The 26,653-nt window shown below is 53.4% G+C and carries 24 protein-coding genes and 1 pseudogene; 16 read left to right on the top strand and 9 right to left on the bottom strand.

What is annotated here, in order from left to right:
* Positions 1 to 77 precede the first annotated feature (77 nt).
* Positions 78 to 1,034 carry a sulfurtransferase gene (locus ACUN8H_RS15450; protein ID WP_445532952.1) on the top strand — a complete coding sequence of 319 codons (957 nt, stop codon included), beginning with the start codon at positions 78 to 80 and terminating at the stop codon, positions 1,032 to 1,034.
* Between the two features lie 133 nt (positions 1,035 to 1,167).
* Entirely contained in the window at positions 1,168 to 1,755 is a 588-nt protein-coding gene (locus tag ACUN8H_RS15445) for a TetR/AcrR family transcriptional regulator (RefSeq protein WP_445532951.1), read from the top strand.
* Positions 1,756 to 1,997: 242 nt separating this feature from the next.
* Here the strand turns inward: ACUN8H_RS15445 and ACUN8H_RS15440 are convergent, their stop codons facing one another.
* Positions 1,998 to 2,363: a tyrosine-type recombinase/integrase gene (locus ACUN8H_RS15440; RefSeq protein WP_445532950.1), complete on the bottom strand. Its 366-nt coding sequence runs from the start codon at positions 2,361 to 2,363 to the stop codon at positions 1,998 to 2,000.
* Between the two features lie 338 nt (positions 2,364 to 2,701).
* On the opposite strand from ACUN8H_RS15440, the gene ACUN8H_RS15435 reads away from it, so the two are divergent.
* The 6 genes from ACUN8H_RS15435 to ACUN8H_RS15410 all read left to right on the top strand — a co-directional run bounded on the left by ACUN8H_RS15435 (position 2,702) and on the right by ACUN8H_RS15410 (position 10,685).
* A complete protein-coding gene (locus ACUN8H_RS15435; RefSeq protein WP_445532949.1) occupies positions 2,702 to 2,920 on the top strand; it encodes a hypothetical protein in 219 nt (72 codons plus the stop codon).
* A gap of 1,078 nt (positions 2,921 to 3,998) precedes the next feature.
* Positions 3,999 to 5,759, top strand: coding sequence for a hypothetical protein (locus tag ACUN8H_RS15430; RefSeq protein ID WP_445532948.1), 1,761 nt, complete (start codon positions 3,999 to 4,001; stop codon positions 5,757 to 5,759).
* 307 nt (positions 5,760 to 6,066) lie between these two features.
* Positions 6,067 to 6,978, top strand: coding sequence for a LysR substrate-binding domain-containing protein (locus tag ACUN8H_RS15425; protein WP_445532947.1), 912 nt, complete (start codon positions 6,067 to 6,069; stop codon positions 6,976 to 6,978).
* 2 nt (positions 6,979 to 6,980) lie between these two features.
* Positions 6,981 to 7,889 carry a LysR substrate-binding domain-containing protein gene (locus ACUN8H_RS15420; RefSeq protein WP_445532946.1) on the top strand — a complete coding sequence of 303 codons (909 nt, stop codon included), beginning with the start codon at positions 6,981 to 6,983 and terminating at the stop codon, positions 7,887 to 7,889.
* 135 nt (positions 7,890 to 8,024) lie between these two features.
* Entirely contained in the window at positions 8,025 to 8,648 is a 624-nt protein-coding gene (locus ACUN8H_RS15415) for a glutathione S-transferase N-terminal domain-containing protein (protein ID WP_445532945.1), read from the top strand.
* Positions 8,649 to 8,705: 57 nt separating this feature from the next.
* The gene (locus ACUN8H_RS15410) at positions 8,706 to 10,685 is read left to right on the top strand and encodes a 2Fe-2S iron-sulfur cluster-binding protein (RefSeq protein ID WP_445532944.1); all 1,980 of its coding nucleotides are present in this window, start codon (positions 8,706 to 8,708) and stop codon (positions 10,683 to 10,685) included.
* Positions 10,686 to 10,701: 16 nt separating this feature from the next.
* Here the strand turns inward: ACUN8H_RS15410 and ACUN8H_RS15405 are convergent, their stop codons facing one another.
* From ACUN8H_RS15405 to ACUN8H_RS15390, 4 genes and pseudogenes are all read right to left on the bottom strand, one after another.
* Positions 10,702 to 10,980, bottom strand: coding sequence for a hypothetical protein (locus ACUN8H_RS15405; RefSeq protein WP_445532943.1), 279 nt, complete (start codon positions 10,978 to 10,980; stop codon positions 10,702 to 10,704).
* 18 nt (positions 10,981 to 10,998) lie between these two features.
* Positions 10,999 to 11,160, bottom strand: a pseudogene (locus ACUN8H_RS15400) (hypothetical protein); the annotation flags it as partial.
* A 12-nt stretch (positions 11,161 to 11,172) separates the two neighbouring features.
* Positions 11,173 to 11,301, bottom strand: coding sequence for a hypothetical protein (locus ACUN8H_RS15395; protein ID WP_445532942.1), 129 nt, complete (start codon positions 11,299 to 11,301; stop codon positions 11,173 to 11,175).
* 178 nt (positions 11,302 to 11,479) lie between these two features.
* Complete coding sequence (locus ACUN8H_RS15390) at positions 11,480 to 12,220, bottom strand: SDR family oxidoreductase (RefSeq protein WP_445532941.1); 741 nt, start codon at positions 12,218 to 12,220, stop codon at positions 11,480 to 11,482.
* Positions 12,221 to 12,836: 616 nt separating this feature from the next.
* Between ACUN8H_RS15390 and ACUN8H_RS15385 the strand changes: the two genes are divergently transcribed.
* On the top strand, positions 12,837 to 13,568 hold the full coding sequence (locus ACUN8H_RS15385) for a Crp/Fnr family transcriptional regulator (RefSeq protein ID WP_445532940.1): 732 nt from the start codon (positions 12,837 to 12,839) through the stop codon (positions 13,566 to 13,568).
* 92 nt (positions 13,569 to 13,660) lie between these two features.
* Here the strand turns inward: ACUN8H_RS15385 and ACUN8H_RS15380 are convergent, their stop codons facing one another.
* Both ACUN8H_RS15380 and ACUN8H_RS15375 read right to left on the bottom strand, forming a co-directional pair.
* Positions 13,661 to 14,818 carry a mechanosensitive ion channel family protein gene (locus ACUN8H_RS15380; RefSeq protein WP_445532939.1) on the bottom strand — a complete coding sequence of 386 codons (1,158 nt, stop codon included), beginning with the start codon at positions 14,816 to 14,818 and terminating at the stop codon, positions 13,661 to 13,663.
* 328 nt (positions 14,819 to 15,146) lie between these two features.
* Entirely contained in the window at positions 15,147 to 15,353 is a 207-nt protein-coding gene (locus ACUN8H_RS15375; RefSeq protein WP_445532938.1) for a DUF2795 domain-containing protein, read from the bottom strand.
* 326 nt (positions 15,354 to 15,679) lie between these two features.
* Between ACUN8H_RS15375 and ACUN8H_RS15370 the strand changes: the two genes are divergently transcribed.
* From ACUN8H_RS15370 to ACUN8H_RS15350, 5 genes are all read left to right on the top strand, one after another.
* Complete coding sequence (locus ACUN8H_RS15370; RefSeq protein WP_445532937.1) at positions 15,680 to 16,795, top strand: DUF3182 family protein; 1,116 nt, start codon at positions 15,680 to 15,682, stop codon at positions 16,793 to 16,795.
* Positions 16,779 to 17,549 carry an alpha/beta hydrolase family protein gene (locus ACUN8H_RS15365; RefSeq protein WP_445532936.1) on the top strand — a complete coding sequence of 257 codons (771 nt, stop codon included), beginning with the start codon at positions 16,779 to 16,781 and terminating at the stop codon, positions 17,547 to 17,549. Before ACUN8H_RS15370 ends, ACUN8H_RS15365 begins: the two co-directional genes overlap by 17 nt.
* A gap of 103 nt (positions 17,550 to 17,652) precedes the next feature.
* Positions 17,653 to 18,702: a type III polyketide synthase gene (locus tag ACUN8H_RS15360; RefSeq protein WP_445532935.1), complete on the top strand. Its 1,050-nt coding sequence runs from the start codon at positions 17,653 to 17,655 to the stop codon at positions 18,700 to 18,702.
* Between the two features lie 7 nt (positions 18,703 to 18,709).
* The gene (locus tag ACUN8H_RS15355; protein WP_445532934.1) at positions 18,710 to 19,426 is read left to right on the top strand and encodes a methyltransferase domain-containing protein; all 717 of its coding nucleotides are present in this window, start codon (positions 18,710 to 18,712) and stop codon (positions 19,424 to 19,426) included.
* Positions 19,426 to 20,583: an NAD(P)/FAD-dependent oxidoreductase gene (locus ACUN8H_RS15350; RefSeq protein ID WP_445532933.1), complete on the top strand. Its 1,158-nt coding sequence runs from the start codon at positions 19,426 to 19,428 to the stop codon at positions 20,581 to 20,583. The genes ACUN8H_RS15355 and ACUN8H_RS15350 overlap by 1 nt, the downstream gene beginning before the upstream one ends.
* Positions 20,584 to 20,587: 4 nt before the next feature.
* Here ACUN8H_RS15350 and ACUN8H_RS15345 read toward each other — a convergent pair whose 3' ends face one another.
* Together ACUN8H_RS15345 and ACUN8H_RS15340 are read right to left on the bottom strand one after the other, a co-directional pair.
* On the bottom strand, positions 20,588 to 21,772 hold the full coding sequence (locus tag ACUN8H_RS15345; protein ID WP_445532932.1) for a toxic anion resistance protein: 1,185 nt from the start codon (positions 21,770 to 21,772) through the stop codon (positions 20,588 to 20,590).
* 13 nt (positions 21,773 to 21,785) lie between these two features.
* Entirely contained in the window at positions 21,786 to 22,727 is a 942-nt protein-coding gene (locus tag ACUN8H_RS15340; RefSeq protein WP_445532931.1) for a cobyrinic acid a,c-diamide synthase, read from the bottom strand.
* Positions 22,728 to 23,168: 441 nt separating this feature from the next.
* On the opposite strand from ACUN8H_RS15340, the gene fdhF reads away from it, so the two are divergent.
* Complete coding sequence (fdhF, locus tag ACUN8H_RS15335) at positions 23,169 to 26,159, top strand: formate dehydrogenase subunit alpha (RefSeq protein ID WP_445532930.1); 2,991 nt, start codon at positions 23,169 to 23,171, stop codon at positions 26,157 to 26,159.
* Positions 26,159 to 26,644 (top strand): DUF1641 domain-containing protein, encoded by a 486-nt coding sequence (locus ACUN8H_RS15330; protein WP_445532929.1) that lies wholly within the window; start codon positions 26,159 to 26,161, stop codon positions 26,642 to 26,644. Before fdhF ends, ACUN8H_RS15330 begins: the two co-directional genes overlap by 1 nt.
* The last annotated feature ends 9 nt before the right edge of the window (positions 26,645 to 26,653 follow it).

Raw genomic sequence — 26,653 nt, 5'->3', positions numbered from 1 at the left:
ATTGTCAGCTTCTCTCTTTATAGCGCATGATAAGAGTATTGTACCAATCGTTCCTTCCCATTAGAGGAGTTGTCCCCATGAAACGCATCATTGTCAGTGCCGTTGGTGTCTTCACTGTGGTTGCCCAAGCTCAAGCGTTGGAAATGACGCCCCTTGTGGATGCGCAGTGGTTGGATACCCACAAAGAGGAGTCATCACTGGTGATTTTGGACGTACGTTCCTCTATCGATAACGGCGGAGATGAAGATAGCTTCCGAGAAGCGCGCATTCCTGGCAGCCGCTATACCAGTTACACCGATGATGGATGGCGTGAAACCCGTGACAGCGTGGCGGGATTAATGCCCGAGGTCGACGACTTGGAAGCACTGATCGGTAGGCTGGGGATCAGCAACGACAGCGACGTGGTGATCGTGCCAGCAGGGACAGGGCCGACGGATTTTGGCAGCGCGGCAAGGATTTATTGGACCTTGAAAGTATTAGGTCATGATGACGTTTCGATTTTGAACGGTGGCTTTGCAGGCTGGCAGCAGCAGGGCTATGACGTTGCTACGGGCGACCCTGATGCCTTTGATTCGACAAACTTCGAAGCGTCTTTACGTGAGCAGTTAGTAGCAAGTACGGAAGAGGTAGAGGCGGCACGAGAAGAGCAGGCGCAGTTGGTAGACGCACGACCCTCTGACTATTTTTCTGGTGAGAATAAATCACCCGCTGCGCGAGTGGCAGGAACGATACCAGGGGCACGGAGCCTACCGCACCAAAGCCACTTAAATGTTCAAAACGGTGCTTACTACCTGGATGTCGATGGTTTGCAATCACGCATCAATGACGCCGACCTCGATAGCCGTGAGCGTACCATCGCCTTTTGCAATACCGGGCATTGGGCAGCGACCGACTGGTTCGTACTCAGTGAAGTGGCCGGGTTTGAGAATATCGCCATGTACGATGGCTCCATGGCCGCCTGGACCATCAGTGACTCCCGCCCGGTGCAGCTCGCCCGTGAAGGCATAAAACAGGTGCGTGAGCTGCTTAATTAAGCCCTTTTCTGCTATGCCCGCCGGATCAATGCGGGCTTTTTTTATGGGTGAATAAAAAGCGCGTACAGTAAGCGGTACGGTCAATATGGTACATTAGGCAGCTAATCAGTTAGATAGGCAGTGAGGTAGACACATGAGCGTTGGAAGACCGATGCAGCATCAACCAGAGGCGGCGTTAAGCGCTGCCATGCATTCGTTTTGGCGTTCGGGATATCACCATACATCACTGCGTGATCTGTTAGAGGCCATGAACATTTCGCGCAGTAGTCTTTACCATCTCTATGGTAATAAAGAGACGCTTTTTACGAAGGCGCTTGCACGCTATCGCGAACAGTTGCTGGCTCAACTGACTTCCTCACTAGCACAAGAAGAGAGTGCTTGGTGTTTTATAGAACGCCTTCTGATGCGCACTGCCGAGCAGGCGGAAAGCGAGCAAGCCGCCTTGGGCTGCTTGATTTTTAACTCTGCCACTGAGCTTGGCAGCCAAGGCTCATCTGAAGCTGAGGCCGCTACACAAAGCGTTCAGGCTATAACTTCATTCTTTGTAACGGTTATTGAACAGGCGCAAGTCGAAGGCTCCATTCCCGCTCAGCGCGACCCTCAAAGCTCAGCATATTTCTTAACGCTTTCAATGTCAGGGCTACGGATGTTATTAAAAAGTGGCGCTACGCAGCAGCAGGCAAACCTGCAAGTGTCACATATTTTGCGTGGTTTAGTTTGACTTTTTTAAGTAAGTATTTGTTTTGTTGAGTTTTATATCAAAAACGTTGTTGTGCAGTGACAGTTAAACGCTGTTATGTGCCATTAAATAAATCATCTGATAATGTCATTTTCAGCTGAGTCTTTATGGTTTTACATAGTTTGCCCAGTCCTGCATCATTTCCCGACGTTTTTCAAAGAGATCACCACGCCGATAGGCGGCTTCTACTTTGTTTTCGATAGTGTGAGCAAGTGCCATTTCTGCTACGTCCCTAGGGTAACTGGAGACTTCACCCGACCAGTCTCTAAAGCTAGAGCGAAATCCATGAGGGACGAAGTTACCCCGCTTTCCACCAACGCCATATTCCATGCCTCGCATAAGCTGAAGCATTGCCATATTTGACAGAGGGCGTCCATGTCGAGCGCCTGGAAAGATAAATAGATTACCCTGGATCCGGGAAAGACAGAGAGTAGCTCTAATGCTTGGGTGGATAAAGGCACCCTGTGCTCCCTTCGTGCTTTCATCCTTTCAGCAGGAACCGTCCATGTCTTCTTGCCTAGATCAATCTCATGCCATTCTGCATTAAGAACTTCGGATGTTCTCGTTGCCGTCAGGATAAGAAATTGCAAAGCTTTAGATGAGATACTGATCCCCCTGTAGCTCGGCGATAAATAAGCTTACTTCTTCGTGCAGATGGGACAGTCTTCGAGGGCAAGCGTCCACCACTGGCTTTCCCATTCCTGCAGATTGGTGATGATGCGACCCTTGTCGAGATCTCGGTAAAGCACCAACCACTTACCTTCCAGGTCAGCGCCTTGCCCACAGGTGCTGTGCAGTCTCCTAAAATTTTCCAACACGTTGCACGATGGATGTAGATAATCGTCGTCACCATTTCACTCTGTGCTTATGGAACCTATTGCTTAGCTTGCCGCTCAATAGCATTGGGTTAGGCAAAAGGAGATCTGCCATGAAGCATGTCGATAAGTGCGAAAATTGCGGTAAGGAATACAACCCCGAAGTTAAAATGGACACAGAAGAAACCCCCAAATGTGATGCTTGCGGGGCAGAGTTGTTCAGACACGTTTCGCCTCCCACAGGTGAGAAGAATGATGACAATGATGACCAGCACCTTGTGGAAAAAGGGCTAAGGAAGGCAGTCGATAGATTGACCGGCCATAAGCGATAGTTAGCAGCCCGATTATTTTCACCTGAGCAACTAGTGATCAATTGTTGTTCCTCCATTTAGCCCCCGGCGCTGACAGTAATGGGGGCATTTCATCCGCCTGCTAGGCGCTATGAACCTGAGGCAGTATCCAGCGATCGACGGTGTTGCCCTTAAGCAGAACAATGTTGCTAAAAACCCCACTTTAAACTCGGCAATGCCTGACTCGACCACTTCAAGCTTGGCTTTGATAACCAGCACTAGGGTGCACCACCATTGGCGTCAGGCTTGTCCCCATGCTTGGTGGCTTGTGCTTGTGCTTGTGCTTGTGCTCGCTCACTGTCTGTTTCGGTTTTTGTGAATTTGTCGCTGTTGCGCTCGGGCATGACCAAATCGAAGCGTATACGGCAGCCGTTTATTGGGAACGCCATCCCAGCCGTACATAAAACCGCTGGCGCCGTACCGGGATTCCGTTTGCTCAATCTCGATCCGATGCGCTCACTGGAGACGCAAGTGTTTTCTGCATAGCGTCTCGTCTCGTAGCTCTATACCCGCCTGAATCGCTAACTGATCGCAGTGACCCTGGGATGTGCGGCTTGGCTGCTGCTGAAGCGATGAGCGTAGCTTAAAAAGGGCAGTGCTTATTTTATCAAAGCCAGGTTGCTGATACTGCTGGCAGCTGGTGCCTTCTCGAATCCATATTGTTGGGTAAGTAGTGACAGTGGGAAGTGAATAGTTTCGGTATCTAGAGCAATGTACGGAATGCGCATTGATGTCCTGAATCATTTGGCTTGATGGCAAACCGAAAACGCGTTGGGTATAGGTACTTTTATTCATCTACCCTTTATCAATAAGAAAAAGGTTAAGCACGCAGTAGCTTTTGCCGCCAATAAAGATGGCTTTTTCACACACACAAACAGGCCAATTAAGAGATATGCCCGACCATGCCAAAGGGGACGGATAAGGAGAAGGCACAACAAGGTTTTGAAAGCCTGAACCAACCAAGCGGTATTTATATGCTGATTGATATACCGCTAGAAAAAGGGTTAACCAACTTAGGTTTACCCGCATCACGTCAACCGAAGAAGCGTAAGAGGTACCTATGCAAAACATCGTCGACATCCCCGTAACGCTAAAAGTTAATGCGGCTGACCTTCAGCAACCTCCTAGCAGACCCACTCCACAAACAGGCATTGCCGTTGCCAGTAATGCGGAAGAACTGGCCCAGCTTGGTGGCGCGAAAATGGCGATGCTGATTGGCTATCACGAAGGTTCAACCAAAGGCGGAGGCACGTTTATTCACTCTCCTGGAACAGATGGACCGCGTATCGGTGACTGGGTATTACAACCGGGACAGACCGTAACGCCGTTTCATTTTGGTACTGGCGAGGGTGGTGAAGATGAGGATAGCGGTGAAGCGCTTCAATTGTTTTTCGACTTCTGTGCTCAGCCATCTGCGCGGGGTTATCAGATTTATGGGGGCGGCCGCTTTGGTAGCTCTATCCCCTTGAAAATAGAAGGCGCCGGGTATGTTTACAGTGTTAACTTCTTCATCAAAGCACTGGATGCGATGGATGAAGTACTGACATTTAAAAGCTGTCGAGGAAGCGTCTGGTCCGGAAAAATTGCCGTTCATTGTTTTGGCGACCAGTGGTTGAGCAAGCGGCAGGGCGTTAATGGCATTCGTATTGACGACTGCCGAGGGGCTAAGTTGTGTAATTTATCTGCTAAAGAAGGCAGCGGCTGGGGCGTTTATTTTGGTGCTGGCAACAATAACATGTGCACTGTTGAGGATGTTTCCACAACCGATATGGGTGCTACGGGTAAAGACCGGCGCACCCATTCAGTGTCTGTGGCCTCGTATCGCAATAACGAGCACAACACTATTCACCAGTCGACGCTAGTTACCCTTTCTCCTGGTTCTATTATTCCAAGTGACGCGCACCAGATGTATCGCGCCTTCTGGATTTCAGCAGCAGGGGAGCCCTATAAAATTATTGGGGTAGATCGTGCGGCAAATGCTGTTCGTGTTTATCCGATGGTGCCTGATGCAGAGCAAACACTGGATAGTAGCCAACTTGTGTATGGCGGTGGTGTCTGCTGCTACAGCGGAGGGCATACTGCTAAAGCTAAGATTGGCCACGTATCAGCGATGCGAAGCGGTATTGGGTGCTGGCTAACTGGCCAGTCGAGTGCAAACGTAGAAGGCTATACTGGTCAATTTTGCGGCGTTGATATGGTTCTTGGGTCTGATCCTGATAACACCTTTGGCGGCAGCTTCTTTGGCTCGGTTTATTTTGAGGCCAGCGAGTTTGCTGATCTGGTCTACATGAACCAGACTCGGACTAATTCTCACGGCACCATCTTTGGGTCTTCTACCGCGCTCGACCTGTCCGACTGGATCAGCATGGAGCCCAAGCGCACGAACACGAAAGGCCGATCCACAACCAAGCAGTATTTCCCGATTACATTTATGTATGAGGGCAGCTTGTGGTATCCAGGCTTGGGTGGCGAACGTAGTCAAGATGAAGGCAATTACGGCGCATCAGCGACTCAGATGAACGGTGCACCACAGTTTGCACAACCGTTTCGCAACACCACCAAAATTAGCCTACGGCACAGCGAGCAGGCGGAGCGGTTCCGCGGCGTGTTGCCTGTCACTTTTCACCTCTACGGGCAGCAGGGAGACAACGGGTCATTCCATAACCCTATCCCTGTAGTGTGCCAGGAAGGCTATACCATCAACGGCAGCAATGAGCCGCTTGTGATCCAGCCGCGCGGCGTGCCCATAACGCTCCATGCTCTCCTTGAGCGGGACGATAACTGGATCGTTACCTACACCGAGCACCAAGTGCCTAGCTAGTCAGCACTGAGATCGCTGAAAAGCGGAGAGAAATTTTATGCAAGCCGGAAAACTCCACAATCGCGTCATCCTGAAATGGTAGGTAAAAGGGGGCGGACTGAAGCCAGCGCAACACCCGAAGAGGGTAGCCTGAAAGCGACGTCACCCCGTGATTAAGTAATAGCCTGGACAAGCGGTCGATTTGTGCTGCGGTTCAGGCGCCTCGGTTTGAAAAGTCATTTTTAATAAATAGCCTCTACAGTAATATTGTACGGAATTTGAGGACTCAATACCTTTTGCTACTCCTTCCCATGACTCTGGAGCTGTCTTGGATAGATTCGAAGAGATGCGCGTGTTTGCGGCGGTGGCTCAGCTAGAAAGCTTTTCAGTCGCTGCTCGGCAGCTTGAGTTGTCACGCCCTCGGGTGACTAGGGCGGTAGCAGCGCTTGAAGCGCGATTAGACATTGCATTATTACAGCGCACCACGCGGCAAGTGCGCGTAACAGAAGCGGGGCGCCGCTATCTGGAGGATGCCCAGCAGGTGCTTGCGCAGCTTTCCGAAGCCGAAGCTGCTGCGACCGGTAGCTACCTCACCCCACGCGGGTTGTTGCACGTCACCGCGCCGGTGCTGTTCGGCGAGTACTTCGTTACCCCGCAAATCGTCGATTACCTGGAACAGTATCCGGATGTGCAGGTTCGCGCCGACCTGATTGATCGGCCGGTCAATTTACAGGAAGAGGGCATCGATGTGGCGGTACGCATCGGCCATGTGCCAGAGGATTGCCAACACTTGACTGTGCCGGTGGGTGAGGTGCGACAAGTGGTTTGCGCAAGCCCCGCGTGGCTGACCGAACATGGCGAGCCAGCGCACCCGCTGGAGCTGGAAGCTTTGCCCACAGTGGTGGCGGAAGGCGGTAACTTGAGCGGCCATTGGTGGTTTGACAATGAGGGCAAACGTATTGAGGTGACGCCATCGCCACGGCTGCGCATCAGCGCTATTCACGCTGCATTAACCGCGGTCGAGGCGGGCGCTGGGCTTACCCGGCTGCTCTCTTACCAGGTGGCTGCCAGTGAAGCCGAAGGCAGGGTACAGCGCGTTTTAACGCGCTTCGAGCCCGCCGCCATTCCTATTAACATTTGGATAACGGCGGGCCGTGGTCGCGCCGCCAGCGTGCGTACCTTCGTTGATTTTCTTGCCGAGCAGCTGCGTGCCGATCCGGCGCTCGGCTACCGTGGCTGACCATGGAGCTCCCCACTGAATCGCCGCTGCGCGTTGAGGCTTTAATCGCGCTATCTGCCATCGCCCAGCACGGCAGCGTGCAGGCGGCCGCTGACGCGAGCAGCCTCTCAGCGCCCAAACTCCATCGACAGCTTCGCGCGCAGGAGCAGCGCTTAGGCGTCGCTTTAGTGACGACCTCCGCAAGAGGCAGCACGTTAACGGCGGCGGGCGAGCGTTTGTGCGAATACGCTGACACTCTGATCCACGCAGTCACCGGTGCGGAAGCCAGTGCGCGCCAGGAGCACCGTGAGCTCAAGGGCACGTTACGTCTACAGGCACCCCAGGCGTTGATAGAGCCACTTCTACTGCCGTTGGTGCTGCGGCTGCAAGAGCAGCATCCTGTGCTGAAGATCTACCTGCTGGCTGATGAACACCCCAGCCGTATAGAGCGCGAGGCACCCATGCATCTTCGCCTTATGCGTGGGCCGCTACCTGGGACCGTTTACGCCAGGCCCCTGGGGGATTTGCGCATTGGCCTATTTGCCAGCCCCCATTATCTGAATAAGGCAGGGCGCCCTGAAAACCTCAATAGTTTGGCCCGCCATGCGCTTATTCACTGTCCACGGGAAGGGCAGGCGCCGGTTTGGTCGCTGGCTGGGGGCCAATCCCTTCGCTTTGCACCCCGGCTAAGCATTAGCGCAAGTGCCGCTGCGCTGCGGGCGGCGATGGAGGGTGCGGGCATCGTATGGTGTTACGCGCTAGAGGCGCGCCATGCCTGCGCGCAGGGGCTGCTCGAACCCGTTGCCGAACCTCTATGGCCTTCGGCTGACACGCTGGCCCTTACCTACGCCCTGGGGATTCGAGCGCCTGCCAGTGTTTTGGCGTTTCTTGAACTTGCAACCCCCTGGCTGCGGACGCAGTTGGCGGAGTGATTGTTTCATTTAGCGCAATTTTGTGTTGTTCCTGATCGCTATTCTTGCCTCTCTTTGTTTGGCGCAGGATGAGTAACGTCGCTAAATAGCGGGTGACGCTCATCTGCTAAAAGCGCCCATTCAAGGAGTCCAGCAATGTCCAATGCTATCAAAGTTTATCGCCACGCTCTTTCTGGCCACTGCCACCGCATTGAGCTGCTGCTTTCGCTGCTCGGTTTGCCTGCCAGCTTTATCGATGTCGATCTTGCCGCAGGCGAGCATAAGGCGCCGCCTTTTCTAAACCTGAACGCCTTCGCGCAGGTACCGGTGCTTGATGACCAAGGGATTATCCTGGCGGATTCCAATGCCATCCTGGTCTATCTGGAGCGTCGCTATGGGACTGGTCGCTGGCTGCCGAACGATCCGCTCATCCAAGCACAGGTGCAACGCTGGTTATCGGTGGCGGCAGGGCCATTAGCAAACTCCGCCATGAAGGCCCGTTTGGTCACGGTGTTCAATGCCCCGTTCGACCCTGAACCGCTGATTGACGATGCGCATGCGCTATTCGCGCTTGTGGATGCCCACTTGGCGGATCAGCCTTTCCTGGCGGGTGATCAGGCTACCCTGGCGGAGATTTCGCTCTACAGCTACATCGCTCACGCGCCAGAAGGAAATGTCTCGCTGGAACCCTACCCGTATATTCGCGATTGGTTGAGGCGCATCGAGGTGCTGGAAGGCTTTGTGTCTATGGGGGTAACCAAAGTGGGTCTGGTGCGCTAGGCCAGCCGTGGCAGCATTTCAAATCGGTGCAGGTGAACTGCTCGCGAGGAGTCGAGGGTGAATAAAGACATTACCAGCCGTCCGTGGCATGAAGGCGAACTTGCCTTGCAGCGCGTGGTCGGCGTGGAACAACAGATGGCAGAGGTAGGCCGCAAGGTGATGCGCCCCTTTTTAACGCCGCAACTGCAGCACTTCTTCCCTCAACTGCCGTTTGTAGTGGCGGCGGCGGTGGACGGTGACGGTTGGCCTTGGGTCACGCTACTGGAGGGCGCGCCGGGATTTGTTGATGCGCCGAACGAGTCACGCCTTGAGCTAACGTTAACGCCGCCTGAGCATGACCCTCTTACACCACTATTCAGCAGCGGCACCAGCATTGGCCTATTGGGCATCGAGCTGCACACACGCCGTCGTAACCGGGTCAACGGTGTATTGCGGGGATCAGCTGGCCAATGGCAGTTGGAAGTGGCGCACGCCTTCGGTAATTGCCCGCAGTACATTCACGACTGGTCGGCGATGAGGTCGGTGCACCCCCAGCCAGGCCCCGTACTCGCCATGCGCGACTCATCCCTCAGCCAATTACCCTCTGAAGTACTTGCGCATATCGACCGGGCGATCACAGCCTTCGTAGGCAGTTATGCGCATACTGACCAGGGCGTTCAGGTGGACGCTTCTCATCGCGGTGGTCAACCGGGGTTTATTCGGCGCCAGGGAGGTGATCTGATTCTGCCCGATTTTGCGGGCAATCGGTTCTTCAACACGCTAGGCAACGTGCTGACCAGCGGACGCGCCGCTTTAGTGATACCAGATTTTGCCAGCGGCGATTTGCTGCATCTCTCCGGTGAGGCGCGGCTGGTGGATGAAGGGACCGCTGGGGCACACTATCCAGGCGCTGAGCGCTATTGGTGCTTAACTCCCCGTCATATCGTTTGGCGCCCAGGGGCTATGAGTTGGCGTAGCCATGCCAGCAAGGTGGCCCCTGAAGCAGCGCCCTATGGGCCATGGAAAGCACTTGCTCCCTCTACACAGCAGCCTGTCCAGGTGACCGCCGTGGTGCAGGAGACGTCTGAGATTCGCTCTTTCTATTTAAAGGGTGAGACGCTGGCTCCCTTTAAAGCGGGGCAGTTCATTACGCTGCGCGTGCCGCGCTTGGATGGTACTTCACTGACGCGCAGCTACACCCTTTCTGGTGATAGCCAGCAGGACGATTATCGCATCAGCGTGAAGGCTGACGGTGAGGGATCGCGTTACCTGCACAGCGTGCTACAGGTGGGCTCATCGCTGACAGTGAGCCTGCCGAAAGGGGCTTTTACAGCAGATGCTAGCGGCTCAAAGCGTGCTCATTGGGTGCTGCTGGGCGGTGGCATCGGTATTACGCCGCTACTGAGTTTAGCGCATGAGTTAACAGGCGCAGACCGCGGCCCCGTAACGTTAATTCAGAGCGTGCGAGCTGCTAGCGAGGCGCCTTTTAGCGAGGAGCTACACGACCTTGGCGCGAAAGGGCTACGATTGCAGCGACACGTTACCGGGTCAACCGCTGCCGCTAACGACTGGTTTTCAGGTCGAGTTTCGCTGGCGTCGGTACTGGCTGATAAGCCCCTTTCAGAAGTGCAGTTGTACTTATGTGGCCCCGCTGCCTTTGTCCAGCGCTACCACCAAGAGGCGTTGGCTATCGGCCTATTACCTGAGCAGATACACACCGAAGCGTTTGGCCCTTCGGCGCTGACGCCAACCTATACAGTGCCAGTCGCCGAACAATCCGTTGAAGTCAGCTTTGCCTATTCAAACGTGGTGGCCCATTGGCAGCCAGGCGAAAGCCTGTTGGAAACCGCTGAAAAAGCCGGGCTTCAACCTGCCTTTGGATGTCGCAGTGGCAATTGTGGTGAGTGCGCCTGTCTATTGGAGCAGGGGGAGGTGACCTATCCCGATGGCATATCGTCACCGGAGGGGAAAATTCTACTGTGCAGTGCTCGTCCTGCTGCACATTCTGGGAGGCTTGCTCTACGGTTAGTGACGGTCAATGCTGGCGAGGCAAAGTAGCCGTCACCCGTCTTCATCAGCCGAGGTTGCGCTGCCGTTCGCCCGTTTGCGCCGCACGTTCGACCGCAGCTACCAGCTGGCTATTATGAACTGCGTGCGCAAAGCCCGGTGTATTGAAGGTACCTTGCGCCATATCGCGGGCCAAGCTGTCATACACTTCACCTACATTGATAGCGGCGCCTGCCCACACACTGGGGGCAGAGGCATTGACGGCACCCAGTGCTATCGGTGTTTCGGGTGGCGCGAACGCCACACTTGCCGATAGCGCCAGATCACCAACCTGGACACCGGCCATATGATTACCTCTTAGTTGTAGTGAGCCTTTCGAGCCGCGAATTTCCATTACAAAATTCGCCTCGTTTTCTGGAACGCCGGCCAGCACCTGAACGGAAACGGGGGCGCCGAGCGCTGTTTTCGCGATGATGTGGACATGGTCGGGAATCTCTCGAACCGAGGTTTCGCCGGTATCGGTCAGTTTAACCTCCCGTCATAAGAGCTCCGTTCTGGCATCGACTTCTGTAACGTTGCCCAGCACGGCTTCGATGATATCAAGCACATGGGCGGTGGTGATGGCTAGAAAACTTGCCCCAGAAGCGGCCTTATTGAAAGTAGTCATAAACGCTAGGCGACTCGGGACCATACACGAACGTGGTGGCGCGAACGTTCGCTGACTGCCGAAGGGGGCTGTACTGAGTAGCGAAGGCCGGCTCGGTTGAGCCGTCTTCACGGCTGCCGACTCGGCCCGATACGAACCGAAAGCCGCCCGAGCGAACGGCGGCTAAAAGGTACTCTGATCATACACTCGCTGTAGGCCGTACCACTATGTCACTGGTATCCACGTCATCTGGCTGATTAATGACGTGTGCTATCGCTGAAGCGATTGCTTCAGGTTTAAGAGCAATCTGACGATAAGCCACCATCGCTTTAGCTGCTTCGGGGTCTGTGATGGTGTTGGCTAATTCTGATTCCACCACCCCGGGATAAACGCAGGTAACGCGGATGTTGTCTGTTTCCTGGCGTAACCCATCCGAAATAGCGCGCACTGCATATTTAGTGGCGCAGTAGACCGCAGCGGTCGGGACGACCGTGAAGCCGCCAATTGAAGATACATTGATTACTTGGCCACCTTCCTGTGACTGCATGGTGGGTAGAACGGCGGCAATACCATTAAGGACGCCACGAATGTTGACGTCGATCATACGGTTCCACTCGTCAATTTTAAGAGAGGCCAGTGGTGAGAGCGGCATTACACCAGCGTTGTTGATGATGACATCAACGCGCCCATGCAAATTGACGGCAGAATCCGCGAATGCCTGCATGTCGTCCAGGTCGGTAACATCCAGGGTTCGATAATCCACCACGCCACCTTTGGCACGAATGCTCGTGGCCAATGCTTTTAATCTGTCGGTACGGCGTGCGCCGATGATGAGACGGTGACCTTGATCTGCAAGCCAGAGAGCAGTGGCTTCGCCGATACCGCTGCTGGCGCCGGTTAATAAAACAACTTTTGATACGAAGTTAGTTGAAACTGTCATGGGTTAATCCTCTCATTAAAAATACCTGGTGAAGATTAACTAGCGGGAGCAAGAGGCAACAGAGACGATCCTGCTATATGTTTGCCTAATCCTATTACTAGCAAAAGATGTGCGGGCGGTCGGCATCACTTTCCAACTTTCAAGCTACGAAGGGGGAGAGCAACACCTCTGAAGACACCCCAAGCACTAGGTATGATGAGGATAGGTCTAAGGGCTGCCTTGCTGTTAGCTCATCAAAACCCTGACTGAAATATTCCGTACATTGAGAGCGAATCTTTAGAGCCTTTGTTGCGAGCAGCTTTTAACGGCGAACGCTTACAATTTTATGATATAAAACCTGATATTTAAATTTAGTGTAGCCATACCCACTCTTAACTTAATGGCCACTTTTTTTAAAGACTCGACCATGCTAAGAGATGGCTTCATTTTTCACTATAATAACGCGTGGTAGGCTACTCGACACTCACGTTTCCAAAATGCGTCCAAAAAAGACAACAGAAGCGCGCGCTATCATTTTGTACCCACGAAGCGCATAATGAGAAATACGTTTCATCGTCTATAGACGAGCAGTAAAATGTTGCATTCGGCTTCATACCTGCAAATTGTGGAGCCTCCTATGAAAACCCTAATCCTTACACCTAACTTCCTTTTTATCCGTAAGTTAGAAAGCATTTCTGTTCTTAATGATGAGGAAAAGCAAGCAATACAGGCGTTATCGATAAAGACGGTATCCCTTAAAGCAGATCAAGATATATTAAAAGTTGGCGATCACCCGACTCAGTGCTGTCTAGTGGTTGACGGATTTATCTGTGCCTATAAGCTGACATCTGAAGGCAAACGTCAAATATTATCCCTTTATATACCGGGAGATATTCCTGATCTTGAAAGCTTGCATTTGTCGTATCTAGATATAAATATTGCCTCGATTACGCCCTGCATACTTGGCTTTATCGAGCACGACGATGTGCTAAGACTTTGTGAGCTTCATCCACGCCTTACAGCGGTTCTTTGGCGTGAGACCCTGGTGAGTGCTTCTATTACCCGTGAGTGGCTTTTGAATAACGGGCAACGGCATGCATATAACCGAATTGCCCACCTTATCTGCGAACTATTAGTACGACTGGATGCAGTAGGGTTGGCGCCACATAAAACATTTGATATGCCTGTTACCCAGGTTGAATTAGCTGATGCAACAGGGATGACCCAGATCCATATGAACAGAGTACTTCAATCACTTCGTTTAGATGGCCTAATTAGCAGCCATAAAAACCAGATAACTGTAAATGATTGGGAAAAGTTAAAGGAAACGGGTGAATTCGATCCTCTTTACCTGCATCTAGTGGCATAATCTGAATTGGGTTAGTCTAATTCTATGTTTTATTACTAATTGGCTAGTGAGTGTGAAAAGGAAGTAACGGCAATGGTTTTTACTATTCTCATTTAACTATTTGAATGCCCACCGCCTGGGTGCAATGTCGTTGTATCAGAAGGAGCTGGCCCACGCTGACCAACTCCTCGCCCCTCGGTGGCGAGCGGCACATCCTCAAGGAACTCCAGCGCACGCAACGGCATGGCGAATTGGATACCCCGCTGCCTGAACTCTTCCAACAACGTGAAGTTAATCGCTTGTTGTATATCCATATAGAGGTTGTAGTCTGCGCTCAGAACGTAATAAACGACTTCGTATTTAAGCGCATAATCATCAAACATCAGTAAATGCGCCCGATCAAACCGAGTGTTCTCCACTGCCTCGATGGCTTGTTGGACGAGGGGCGGAATCTCGCGTGCTCTCTCGGCGGTTGTCCGAAAGGAGATGGCCAGATTGAACACCACACGCCGTTCGCTCATTCGGCTGTAGTTGTGAATCGTTTGCTGAAGGAGCTTTGTATTCGAGCAAATGATTTGTTCGCCACTCAAGCTGCGGATACGTGTGGTTTTTAAGCCTATATATTCGATCGTGCCGGCAATGTCGTTGAAGACGATAAAATGACCCGTCTTGAAAGGTTTATCGACGCCAATAGCAGCCGAGGCGAACAAGTCACTTAAGAGCGTTTGTACGGCAAGGGCGATGGCAATACCACCAATACCAAGGCTGGCAACGAAAGCGGTAATATCTACCCCAAGGTTTGCTAATACCGATAGCAATACAACGGCCCAGACCACAATGCGAAACATCAGCGCGACCATGGTCACCGTCAGTTGGTTATCACGGCCCGCTTTATCTTGAACGATGCCCTCTTTCCAAAAAGCGATGGCGGCGTCGACCCAAAGGCCAAACTGCAGGGCGAGTACTAAGAACCATAAATGGCTGACGCGTGCGCTCCAGACGGGGCCTAATTCAGCCACTGCCAAGCCGATTTGCAATGCCATGGCGGCGATCAGTAGCCGACTGGTGTGCTTAAAAACTTCTGCACCGTATCGGCTCCAGCGACCTTTTTTATGGGATAGCCAATTAACCACCCGCGCCAGGACCGAGTTCATTAATAGGCGCAGCGCGATATAGCTGACGACCGCGATACCTATCACTAAAAGGAAGTTCACAAAACTTGGTTGAGAAATCCATATCTCCCAGGATTGCCATGAATCCCTGTTAAACATACATAAATTCCTTTTTATGCAGTATGAGTTTTCCGGATTAGGTTAAATCTTAAAACAAGCCAGTAAACTATCTAACACCGGTTTTGCCTTCAACGATATTACAGGGAGCCCGCCCGCTTTGATGAGAACACAATCGCAAAAGGAAGGCGGGGTAGAGGCGTTAATGGGAATACAGTATTACCTAGGTAGCTTTTTATGATGCATCTGTCGCCAAGACGCACATAAACAGTTTTCCCGCTTGGCCGTTGCTTTGTTGAGTCCAGTCATAGAGTGCGCCCTCTACGCGCAAGAGCGCTTAGCCTAGAGGGCGACGAATATTATGCTGCTATTACTCCACTTCGCCGACGCCCTTCGTCACATCGGCCATGCTGCCATACTGCTGGTCGGGCATTTGACGTATGACATCCAGTACTTCGTTCTCTGCTCCGTTATCCTTGGCATGCTGTTCAAGGTCGGAGCGACTGGCGGGAAAGTCTATGCCACTAAGGTGATGTGTCACGTTAGCGGGCGATTGACCACCAAGAGCACGTGTCATGATTGACCTCCTTTTCTATCAATTTCGTTGCAAATGTCGTAGTGCTTTTTTGCCGCATTTTAACCTTACCCTTATAAACATAGAGGATACTAAAAGCAGGAAACAAGGCCGGTTATTTTATTTAACTTTTTATAGCTGTTATAGGATTCTTGGCACTGTCTGGCAGCATAAGAGAGTATCGATTAAATAAATGACTGTGTCAGTTTCTATTTCTCTTGTAAAGGTATCCGACTTAGCTACCTTTGAAACTATGATGGAGAACTTTGACAACGTTCTGGGAGCGCGCGGTCGTAACGTGTTCGTTCATACCAAGGACAAGGAAGCCTATGCCAAACGAGAAGCGCGGAAGCGTGGTCACATATCCGCAACCCGAACACGCCGCTGAGCATGAGCGAGCCACCCACCGCGAGATCGCTCGGTGGATCGCCAAGCGCCATGGAATGGATTTCCTTGGTGAGTATGATCCGGCAAAAGATTACCCCGCGCCTGTTTATTTTGTGCCTGCTGATGTGTTGACCGATAGGCAAAAAGCCCATCGCTTAGGTATACGAAGCGAACAAGACTTGTTCGGGGGTGTGGTATCGGAACCTTTTATGGCCACAAAGGCGATTGTGCATCCCCTTGTCAGCTCACAATCGCCGGCACCTTCTGCATGGTCCGATGAGTTTTGTCAGCGTGTTCAACGTGTCGTGCTTGATGGCTACTCAGCCTTTTCGCTGGATGACGCAAAAGTGGCGGGGTTACTCCTGCTTGAGCATGGCCCGGTGCGTATTAAAGCGGTGCGGGCCACGGCGGGGCGAGGGCAGGCGGTTGCCTCCAACGTTGATGAGCTCACCAGCATCTTAAACACACTTAATGCCGACGAGATAGCGAGTCATGGCCTTGTACTTGAAGGGCATCTCTCTGATGTAACCACCCACAGTGTTGGGCAAGTTCGAATAGGGAACTCCCAAATTGCCTATTACGGAACTCAGCACCTCACTACCGATAACCAAGGCGCCGTTGTCTATGGCGGCACGGATCTTGTGGCCGTTGAGGGCAGCTTCGAGGTGCTGCTTACATTAAAACTCTCCGACGAACTACGCGAAGCAATTTCGAAAGCACAAATTTTTGATACCGCGGCGACGCAGTGTCTACCGGGCTTTTTTGCCTCACGCCGAAACTATGATGTGGCGTGTGGGGTGGATGCGAAGGGCATAAGACGAGTCGGTGTGCTTGAGCAGTCCTGGCGCATTGGCGGGGCGAGTAGCGCTGAGATAGTGGCGATGGAAGCGTTTCAAGCCACGCCAGCCCCGAAAATCGTCCAGACCTCATCCATTGAACGCTATGGGGCAGAGCAAACAACGCCACCGGAGGCAATCATCCTCTTCAGTGGGGTGGATGCGACGGTAGGCCCCATAACGAAATGCGTCATGTTGGGTGGTTATGACTACAAGCAGTGAAGCGATCGAGATTACGGTCGACAACGGCAAAGTAGCCGGTACGGTGCTCGCTCCGGAAGCCAAAATTCCCGGTGTGCTGTTTGTGCACGGTTGGGGCGGAAGCCAAGAGAGCGATCTTATCCGCGCCAAGCGGATCGCTGCCCTGGGCTGTATATGCCTTACTTTTGACTTGCGCGGCCACGGGGGCACCTTGGCGCAGCAGCAAACCGTGAGTCGAGCGGATAATCTGAACGATGTAATCGCAGCTTATGATGTCTTGGCTAACAACCCTGATATTGATCCCTCGGCGATTGCCGTGATGGGCAACAGCTATGGGGCCTATCTGGCAACGTTATTGAGCACTCGCCGACCGGTGAAGTGGTTGGCATTGAGCGTGCCCGCGCTGTATAGAGATACGCAGTGGGACATGCCCAAGCGAGCGCTGAATCGAGCGGATCTGACGGAGTATCGCCACCGGCAAGTCGTGTCGAGCGAGAATAAGGCGCTCGCCGCCTGCGCGCAATTCGAAGGCGACGTGCTGCTGATCGAAGCCGAGCATGATCACTTGATTCCCCATGAAACGATCATGAATTACCGGCGAGCCTTCGAGAAGGCGCACTCATTGACACACCGCATTGTGGATGGCGCCGATCATGCCATGAGTGGCGAAATTTGCCAGCAGGCCTATACGTCCATCCTCTCCGCCTGGGCCATGGAAATGATCATAGGACGTCGGATGGGGTTTATGGAGTCGAGCATGGTGCGCCAACCCTGACGCTGCTTATCCGCACCGCAGGGCGATCTTGACGCGGATAGCCAGTTGGTCAAACGAAGCACAGGCGCAGCGGCCAGGCCTTTGGTTGCCAAGGAGGGTAGACATGACGCCAGTTTTTATCAATCGTATCGCCACTGCCGTGCCGGATCATGACATCCATAGCAAATTCATCGACTACTGCCCCCGACTGCTGCCGGATAAGCGCTCGGTAAAGGTGTTCCAGCGGATGGCTGAAAGGGCGCAGATAGCGCATCGTTACTCTTTCCTGAAACCTCACTCAGACAACGATAAGCTGGACGAAGAAGGCTTCTATCACAATCAAGCTTTCCCGGATACGCACGCGCGCATGCAGTTCTACGAACGCTTCGCTTTTACTTTAGCGAAGCGCGCGCTTGATCAACTTGATCTCTCCGGCGTTACCCACTTGGTAGCCACGACGTGCACCGGTTTTTATGCACCAGGACTAGACCATCAATTGATTCACCATTACGGGCTAGCGACGCACATTGAACGTACCAATGTCGGTTTTATGGGCTGTTACGCGGCCATCAATGCGCTGAAAATGGCGCGCCATATTGTGCGCTCAGAGCCACACGCCACAGTGCTGGTGCTCAATCTTGAACTCTGTACCCTGCACCTAAAGCCCACGGAAACGCTTGAAGAGATTTTGTCGTTCGCACTGTTTGCCGACGGCTGTGCTGCTAGTATCGTCTCGGCCCAACCTACTGGTCTTGAAATGCATCACTTTAACGCCGACGTACTGCCGGAAACAGACGCTTTAATTACCTGGCGTATTGGCAATCAGGGCTTCGATATGCAGTTATCAGGAAAAGTGCCCGGCGCCATTGCCCAGCACTTACCGGGTGTCTTGAAAACCTTGTTGAGCGGCTATCGACACGCGGATATAGCGCACTGGGCAATTCATCCCGGCGGGCGAACGGTGTTAGATGCGGTCAAAGCCGGTGCTGAGCTGGAAGAGCAGCAGTTGATGGAATCACGGGAAGTGCTTTGCCAGTTTGGCAATATGTCGTCGGCCACTATCATGTTTGTTCTGCAAAAGATGATGAACAGCCAGAAGCCAGGGCCAGGGCTCGCCATGGCCTTTGGGCCGGGGGTAACGGTCGAAAGCATGCTTTTCGAGCTGAAGGAATAGAGCGGCCATGCGGGATTTCAGCCAGCGCAGCGATGAACATGAGCTTATGGATGAGGAGGATATCGCTTTCGAAGAGTTTCACGATTGTCTCATCGGCCTTGAACGCATTAATCATCTAACGCTCGCTTATCGCCCGACCTTGCAATGGCTTCGCCCCTGGTTAAAAAACAGGCAGCGGCTTTTGGTTCTGGACGTGGCCAGCGGCGGAGGGGATATGCTACGAAAGATTGCCCAGCGGCGGCCGGAGCCTGTGGACGCGGAGAAGCCTTGCCGCTTAGTGGGCGTTGACTTGAACCCGTGGTCAAAAAAAACTGCCGAATCTTGGCCATCATCCGCCGCTATCGATTATCAAACCGCGGATGTATTTGCATTTGAGCCAGGACAGCCCATCGATCTGATCATATCGTCTCTCTTTACCCACCATCTCACCGATAAGCAGGTGGTCGAGTTTATGCAGTGGATGGACCGGCGTGCGCATAAAGGCTGGTTTATTAATGATCTACATCGGCATCCGGTTCCCTACTATTTTATAAAGTTAGCGACTGCACTGTTTAGTCGCAACCGGCTCATTCGTCATGATGCGGCTGTCTCGGTGGCACGTGCTTTTAGCGTCGTGGACTGGCAACGCCTGGTCGGCCAGGCGGGGCTTGAGGGGCGTGTGCAGGTTAAGCGGTATTTTCCGTTTCGTATTTGTGTTTCCTGCCACAAAGAGGCGTATTGCTGATGGGGGAAGAGGCCGTCATCATTGGCGGCGGCCCCGCGGGATCGGCGACCGCTATTGCGCTATCCAGGCGCGGCGTACCGGTACGCTTGCTAGAACGTAAAGCGGATGCGCACCATAAGGTGTGTGGCGAATTCATTAGTGTGGAAGCCGCGCATTACCTGGCGGGTTTAGGGGTGAATCTAGCGGCGTTAGGCGCTGAACCCATTCACAACGCTCGGTTTTACAACGGCGAGAGCGAGCTTAACTTCCCACTGCCTTTTACTGCCTGGAGCTTGTCCCGTTACCGCTTGGATCATGCGCTACTTGAGCAGGCAGAATTAGCAGGCGCGGCTGTTGAACTTGGTACGACCGTCAGACACTTAGCGCATGTAGATGATGGGTGGGAACTACTTACTCGGAACCGATTTGGCCACCGCTCAGCGATGTCAGCGAATACGGTGTTTCTCGCCACGGGCAAGCATGAGCTGCGTGATTGGAAACGCCGCCCTCACGCCCAGCGCCGCTCTGTTGTTAAGCGCCTCTATCACTATAAGCGTCACCATGACTATATTGGTTTTAAAATGCATTTTAGTCCTAGCACATGGCAGCAGCATCCATGGCAGGACACGGTTGAGGTGCATTTATTCAATGGCGGTTATGCTGGCTTGGAGCCGATAGAGCAGGGCGGTGTCAATCTCAGCTTTTTAATTCGGCAGGATATCTACAAAGCGTGTGGAGGGGATTGGCCGGGTGTGCTTGGGTGGTTGAGTGAGACATCATCCCATATGAAGCAGCGCCTCGCCGATTTAACCCCGTGTTGGCATGCGCCCTTGGCCATTTCCAGTGTTCCTTACGGTTATCTCCGCTCCCCAGGCCACTCACTGCCGGGCCTGTTTCCGCTGGGGGATCAAGCCGCGGTGATTCCCTCTTTCGCAGGCGATGGCATTGCGATTGCGCTGCACACAGCGTTACTTGCTGCCCGCATCTACACTGCGGGAGACGATACCAAAGCGTATCAGCGCCTGGCCTATGCCGATCTAACGCGGCCTGTTCGCCATGCGGAGCAATTGGCCAACCTGCTTTCCTATCGCTTAGGCCGAAAGGCGGCGTTTATGTGCGCTCGGCGTTGGCCAGCGTTATTGAGCGCAGCGGCGCTGCGAACGCGGATAAGGGTCTAAAACCCTACTGACGCGTGTCGTTAGGGGTAAAGTCGCTATCGGGTTGCGAACGGCTGCCTTCTTGAAGATGATCGATGGATGTTTTGCCCTGCTTGGCTAACGTTGCCAGACGTTCGATTTGCTCCTCCAGCCGGGGCAGCGCCTCCTGGCGATAGCTTGAGAGATCGTTGATCGCGCCCATTACCTCACGAAAGGCTTCTTCGAGTACTTGCATGTCGAGCATCGCCGAAGAGGCGCGTTTTTGGATATCCACCCCTTGCTGGCGCAGGGCTTTTGCGGTGCCGCCAATCATTTGTGAAGTGGTCGTATTGAGTGCTTCGATACGATCCAACACCAAGCGCTGATTGGCCATCGCCATGGCGACCGTCACTGCCACGGTTAGCGCCGAGACGGTGACGTTGATGGCCCTATCGACCCCGCGCATCAACTCCCGGTTGTTGCGTATGATGACCTCGATCGCCAGCACGCCTTGTTGGCTAACCGCTAATTGCTGCTGAAGGTCAACAATGCGCTGGCGTAGCGGAAAGAGCAGCTCTTCCTCGATAAAGTGACGGCGTGGGTCATCAGCATCACGCGCGGCAATTTCATCTTGTAAGCGACGGTCGATCAAGCGGCCTAGCGTAATCTGACGATCCAATTCGGTAAGAATGTGCGTTAAGGCCTGCTGGTCATCGTTTAACGTGAGGTTGTCACGCTGCAGCATATCGTGACCACTTTTTAGCTCGTCAATGATGGCGTCCAAGGCCTGTTGGGCATTCTCGAACTTACGAAAATAGCGCTGCAGGCGGCTATCGAGGCCGGGAATGACGGCCATTACGCGATCCAGCGCGCTTGGAGCCAACCGGTGGCGAGTAGGATCGAGCCCTTCCATGCGCCCCCGCAGGTCACTTAGCGCTTTGGCGACCGGGCCTCCCTCGTCGCCCTGGTGGGCCAACTGGTTCAATGGGGTTTGTAGCATAGCGCTGCGATGGGCGGCCTGCTGCTGTAATTCAAGCCCCATTTCGTCTACCGCACGGCGCTGACGAACCCTTGACGCGTCTTCACCCTCAGCGAGAATATCGTCGATAAAGCGGTCGGCCATGGCTTCTAGCTCGGCATCAGCTGAATTCGCTTGGCCAGTGCCCAGTTGGCTAGCGATATCATCTACCAGCGGTAGGGAGAGGCGTTTATCACTGGATGGCTGCGTCATTTAAGTCTCCTAATTACTCTTTGCGGGCATAACGATCGGCGCCTTCGACGAAGCGGCGCAAATCTTCCAGTGCTTTCTCAGTGGTAACGGCAGCCTGTGGGCGCGCTGTCTCGATACGTGCCATGGCGACAGCGGTATCGTCGAGCACGGTCAGGGCCGATTCAATACGGGCGGTGAGGCCATTTAAACGGTGCTCGGTCTCTACCAGAAGATCCAGGCGCCGCACCAGGGCCGTGCGCTCTTCGTCGCTCAGTCGCTTACCTTCCCGGGTTAGGCGTTCGCGCACGTAATGGCCGTCTACGCTCGCTACCCCGCGTGCGTGGGAAGCCATGGTCGTTAGGGTATCAACACCGCCGAGGCAGACCTGAGCCACTAGGCCCCGCGAACGCTCGAAGGCCAGTTCGCCGGTATGAAAACGGCTACCCAAGGCCTCCAGCACATGGGAGTAGCGACTATAGAGGCGGTCTGCCTGGATCGCTAGGTCGGGACGCTGGGCGTCGATCAGGCGCTGTTTTACCCGACACATCGCGAGTACCAGTTCGTCGGCTCCTTCGGGCGGGTGGGCTGGGTCAAGTACCCTGACCCCCGACTCATAGACCTTCCGCTCCTCCTGCGCACGTTGCTTTCGCACCGCGTCGGCTCTTTGGGCTTCCTGGCGCCGCTGTCGACGGCGGGCCAGCCAACCGCGCAGCGTTCGTTCAAGGGGTAATGCTACCGGAATGGCGATAATCCCCGCCAGCCAGCCCAATAAACTGGGGCTGAAGCCGCCCCATAAGGAGGTTAGCCATGCCAGCACACTGATAAAGGGCACCAGCAGGCAATAGCGCAAGATGACCTGCAGCCTGTTGGGCGCCAGGCCAGGAAGCGCCAGCGCTGGGTTAAAAAGGCCGACCAGTAGCCAGGGCAGGCAGGTCATAAAGAGGCCATAGGAAAAACCCTGCAAAAATCCCAACATGGAGACGGCTATCCTTCCTTCGTTCATAGAGTGCCAATGTCGAGTGTAGAGTAACCGAGCGGGGGCGCTAAGCGCTAATTGGGTATGCTGTTCGTCAGTCGTTTACGCCAGATTGGTGAGCGCTTGTCGGCGCAACGCCTCGGCGAAGAATGCTACTAAACTGTCTTCGCTTTTATACTGAAAGTGAAAAAATGAAAGTGATGATCAGTGTTAATTTCATCGGTTATTTAAGCTTAATTTTTAACGTGCAAAAAAATTTAAAATATATTAACCATCGACAGCATTATGGCCTGCTGTGCTGATGTACAACACGTCATAGTGGCTTTTTTAAATCAACGTTAAAGCGATACACTTTTCCCTCTTGCTATCCTCTCGACAATATTAAGGGCATTTACTACGGTAAAAAAGAGTCAAGGATCCAACAGGGAGAGAGGGATTGTTATGGCTAAGGATTATATTTGCACCGATAATATCTGCACAATTGTCTTTGATGGCAAGTCGCTGTCGGGTAAGGCAGACATGCCACTAATTGATTTTCTAGAAACCCATGACATTGATTTACCCCACGTTTGTTACCATCCTGCGTTGGGGCCGCTAGAAACCTGTGACTCATGTTGGGTGGAAGTCGATGGCGAATTAAAGCGTGGTTGTACGTTAAAAGCCGAAGAAGGGCTGACGGTTACCAGCCAAAACGAATTTGCCATCGCTGCCCGTCATGAAGGGATGGATCGCCTTCTTGGTAAGCACGAGCTTTACTGTACCGTATGTGAAAACAATACCGGTGATTGTACGTTGCACAACACCATGGCCGAGATGGATATTCCCATCCAGCGTTATGAGTTCCAGCGTAAGCCTTACGAAAAGGATACTTCGAGCCCGTTTTACACGTACGACCCTGATCAATGCATTCTATGCGGACGCTGTGTAGAAGCCTGCCAGAACGTTGAAGTTAACGAAACGCTCAGCATCGACTATTCCATGGAAGACCCACGTGTGTTGTGGGATGGCGGCAAACAGATTGATGATTCTAGCTGTGTACAGTGCGGTCATTGCGTCACTGTCTGTCCTTGTAACGCGCTGATGGAAAAAACCATGCAGCCTGATGCGGGCCCTTTCACGTCAATGCCACAGTCGCTAAAGCGGCCAATGATCGACATTATCAAAACTGTCGAGACCACCACTGGTGCGACTGCGGTGACCGGTCTGTCCAAAATGGATATGCATTGGCGTCAGCCGGAGATCAAACGCACTAAAACGGTGTGTACCTACTGTGGGGTGGGCTGCTCCTTTGAAATGTGGACTCGGGATCGGCATATTTTGAAGGTTCAGCCTGTTATAGATGCCCCGGCCAACGGGATTTCGACCTGCATTAAAGGCAAATTCGCCTGGGATTTCGTTAATAGCGAGAAACGGCTGACCATGCCGCTCATTCGTGACAACGGACGTTTCCGTGAAGCCAGCTGGGATGAAGCGCTCGATCTGGTTGCTCGCCGTTTGCTTGAAACGCGCGATAAGTACGGTGCCGATAGCCTGGGTTTTATTGGTTCGAGTAAGGCGAGTAATGAAGAAGCCTACCTGACGCAAAAAATCGCCCGCTTGATCATCGGCACCAACAGTGTCGATAATTCCTCGCGCTACTGCCAGAACCCCGCGACTAAGGGCTTGTTCCGGACGGTGGGTTATGGTGGCGACGCGGGCTCTATCGAAGATATCGAGAAAGCCGAAGTGGTCGTCATCGTCGGCAGCAATACCGCCGAGAACCATCCGGTGATTGCCTCACGTATCAAGGCCGCACAGAAATTACGCGGACAAAAGCTCATCGTTGTCGACCCGCGTAAACATGAAATGGCCGAGCGAGCCGATATATTTTTACGTCCCAAGGCGAGCACTGACTTGGTGTGGGCCTCGGCACTCTCGCGCTATATGTTTGACAGTGGTTACGCCGATCAGGAGTTCCTCGAAAAGTGGGTCAATAAGGTCGGTGAGTACCGTGAGTCGCTGGAGCCATTCACGCTGGAATTTGCCGAGCAAAAAACCGGCCTCTCCAGGCAGGAGCTGGTCGATGCAGCGGAGATGATTGGTCAGGCAAAGAGTGTTTGCCTGCTGTGGGCCATGGGCATCACGCAACACAGTCACGGTTCGGACACCAGTACGGCATTATCAAACCTGTTGGTGGTAACGGGTAATTATGGCAAGCCGGGCACTGGCGGTTACCCCATGCGGGGCCACAACAACGTTCAGGGCGCCAGCGATTTTGGCTGCTTACGCAATATGTATCCCGGCTATGAAAAAGTCACGGACGACTCGGCACGCGAGCGCTGGGCAAAGGGGTGGGGTGTTCCCAAAGAGCAGCTCTCGAATAAAGTTGGCGAAGGCAACTTTTTGATGGTGCAGGCGGCCGCTGAGGATAGGCTCAAGGCCATGTACGTTATTGGTGAGGAAACCGCATTCTCTGACGCCGACTCGCACAATGTGCACGCGGCGTTTAGAGATTTGGATTTTCTTGTCGTGCAAGACATTTTCTTGAGCCGCACCGCTGAGTTCGCCGATGTCGTGTTGCCGGGTGCGCCAAGCGTCGAGAAAGAGGGCACCTTCGTCAATACCGAACGGCGTATCCAGCGTTTCTATGAGGTAATGCCACCTCTGGGTGATAGCCGGCCCGATTGGCGAATCCTCACCGATTTAGCCGCGCGCATGGGGCATGACTGGGGTTACACGCATCCTTCTCAAATTATGGAAGAGTGCGCCAGTATCGCGCCTCTGTTCGCCGGGGTGACCTATGAAAGGCTAGCGGATTGGAAATCACTTCAGTGGCCGGTCAAGGCTGACGGCAGTGATACGCCATTGCTATATACCGATCGTTTTCACACCGAGGACGGTAAAGCGAATTTGTACCCAATGGAGTGGCAAGAACCCGCAGAGGCGCCAGACGAGGAGTATCCGTTCTCGATGAACAACGGGCGAATGCTCGAACATTTTCAGGCAACCAATCAAACCGGGCGTGGCCCCCGCATTTGGTACGAAGCGCCAGGTTGGTTCGTGGAAGTCAGTCCCGAGTTGGCCGAGGAGTACGGCATTGAAGACGGTACCTGGGTGAAGCTCACTTCACGGCGAGATGATATCGAAGTCCGTGCGCTGGTCACCGACCGCGTCAGCGGCTACACGCTATATTTGCCGATCCACCAGGGTAAGCCTGGCGTCAATGCGCTCACGGGGGAGCACCATGACCCTGATGTTGAAACGCCCGCCTATAAGGAAACGGCGGTCAAGCTTGAAGTACTGCCACGTGAAAAGGGCGCGCCTCCTTTGAAAAGCAATAATTTCCGCTACGGCCACCGCACGCCGAGAAAAGGCGTAGAGGTCGAGGTTAAATGGGATAAAAGCGATTACGTGACGCCGCCCGCTCAGCTATCCAATCCGAGGAAAATGTAATGGCAGAACGAATTTCACACACCGTGACGCCTCCCAAAATCGGACCTGATGCCCATGAGGAGTTGGAGCGTTTATTACAAACGCTGCACGAGCATGGCGTGCTGCGCTTCGCCAATGATGTGGTCGGTGCCAATACTGAGGTTGCCCAGGTGCTCATCAATGGGCTTGGCAAACCAGGGTCACTCAATGCGATCCAGAATATTTCCATTCTGGGCATGGTGTTGTCGCGTATAGAGCCCAACGATTTCTACCGCGTTACCTTTGCGCTACGCGATGCCGTGGAAAAGATCAGCCAGCATCAGCCTGAGGACGAAAAGCACGCCTCGCCCGGGGTGAGTGGCGCTTACAAAATGCTGCACGATGACCAGCTATGGCACGCCATTATGCCGGTTATTGATGGGCTAAAAGCGTTCGCCGAAAGGCTGGATACGCCGGTCGACAAGCCGGTATCGGATTACACCGGTAAACCGACCAGTGGCCCTTAATTCGCAGGT

Source organism: Vreelandella sp. V005 (genome assembly GCF_052645115.1).
The sequence above is the reverse complement of the archived record's forward strand: the minus strand, read 5'-3'. Positions and strand labels throughout refer to the sequence as shown.

What these genes read in the sequence shown, in the direction of transcription:
- ACUN8H_RS15450 (WP_445532952.1), top strand. Translation starts at nt 78, where the DNA reads ATGAAACGCATCATTGTCAGTGCCGTTGGTGTCTTCACTGTGGTTGCC.
- ACUN8H_RS15445 (WP_445532951.1), top strand. Translation starts at nt 1,168, where the DNA reads ATGAGCGTTGGAAGACCGATGCAGCATCAACCAGAGGCGGCGTTAAGC.
- ACUN8H_RS15435 (WP_445532949.1), top strand. Translation starts at nt 2,702, where the DNA reads ATGAAGCATGTCGATAAGTGCGAAAATTGCGGTAAGGAATACAACCCC.
- ACUN8H_RS15430 (WP_445532948.1), top strand. Translation starts at nt 3,999, where the DNA reads ATGCAAAACATCGTCGACATCCCCGTAACGCTAAAAGTTAATGCGGCT.
- ACUN8H_RS15420 (WP_445532946.1), top strand. Translation starts at nt 6,981, where the DNA reads ATGGAGCTCCCCACTGAATCGCCGCTGCGCGTTGAGGCTTTAATCGCG.
- ACUN8H_RS15415 (WP_445532945.1), top strand. Translation starts at nt 8,025, where the DNA reads ATGTCCAATGCTATCAAAGTTTATCGCCACGCTCTTTCTGGCCACTGC.
- ACUN8H_RS15405 (WP_445532943.1), bottom strand. Translation starts at nt 10,980, where the DNA reads ATGGCCGGTGTCCAGGTTGGTGATCTGGCGCTATCGGCAAGTGTGGCG.
- ACUN8H_RS15395 (WP_445532942.1), bottom strand. Translation starts at nt 11,301, where the DNA reads ATGACTACTTTCAATAAGGCCGCTTCTGGGGCAAGTTTTCTAGCCATC.
- ACUN8H_RS15390 (WP_445532941.1), bottom strand. Translation starts at nt 12,220, where the DNA reads ATGACAGTTTCAACTAACTTCGTATCAAAAGTTGTTTTATTAACCGGC.
- ACUN8H_RS15385 (WP_445532940.1), top strand. Translation starts at nt 12,837, where the DNA reads ATGAAAACCCTAATCCTTACACCTAACTTCCTTTTTATCCGTAAGTTA.
- ACUN8H_RS15380 (WP_445532939.1), bottom strand. Translation starts at nt 14,818, where the DNA reads ATGTTTAACAGGGATTCATGGCAATCCTGGGAGATATGGATTTCTCAA.
- ACUN8H_RS15375 (WP_445532938.1), bottom strand. Translation starts at nt 15,353, where the DNA reads ATGACACGTGCTCTTGGTGGTCAATCGCCCGCTAACGTGACACATCAC.
- ACUN8H_RS15370 (WP_445532937.1), top strand. Translation starts at nt 15,680, where the DNA reads ATGCCAAACGAGAAGCGCGGAAGCGTGGTCACATATCCGCAACCCGAA.
- ACUN8H_RS15365 (WP_445532936.1), top strand. Translation starts at nt 16,779, where the DNA reads ATGACTACAAGCAGTGAAGCGATCGAGATTACGGTCGACAACGGCAAA.
- ACUN8H_RS15360 (WP_445532935.1), top strand. Translation starts at nt 17,653, where the DNA reads ATGACGCCAGTTTTTATCAATCGTATCGCCACTGCCGTGCCGGATCAT.
- ACUN8H_RS15355 (WP_445532934.1), top strand. Translation starts at nt 18,710, where the DNA reads ATGCGGGATTTCAGCCAGCGCAGCGATGAACATGAGCTTATGGATGAG.
- ACUN8H_RS15350 (WP_445532933.1), top strand. Translation starts at nt 19,426, where the DNA reads ATGGGGGAAGAGGCCGTCATCATTGGCGGCGGCCCCGCGGGATCGGCG.
- ACUN8H_RS15345 (WP_445532932.1), bottom strand. Translation starts at nt 21,772, where the DNA reads ATGACGCAGCCATCCAGTGATAAACGCCTCTCCCTACCGCTGGTAGAT.
- ACUN8H_RS15340 (WP_445532931.1), bottom strand. Translation starts at nt 22,727, where the DNA reads ATGTTGGGATTTTTGCAGGGTTTTTCCTATGGCCTCTTTATGACCTGC.
- fdhF (WP_445532930.1), top strand. Translation starts at nt 23,169, where the DNA reads ATGGCTAAGGATTATATTTGCACCGATAATATCTGCACAATTGTCTTT.
- ACUN8H_RS15330 (WP_445532929.1), top strand. Translation starts at nt 26,159, where the DNA reads ATGGCAGAACGAATTTCACACACCGTGACGCCTCCCAAAATCGGACCT.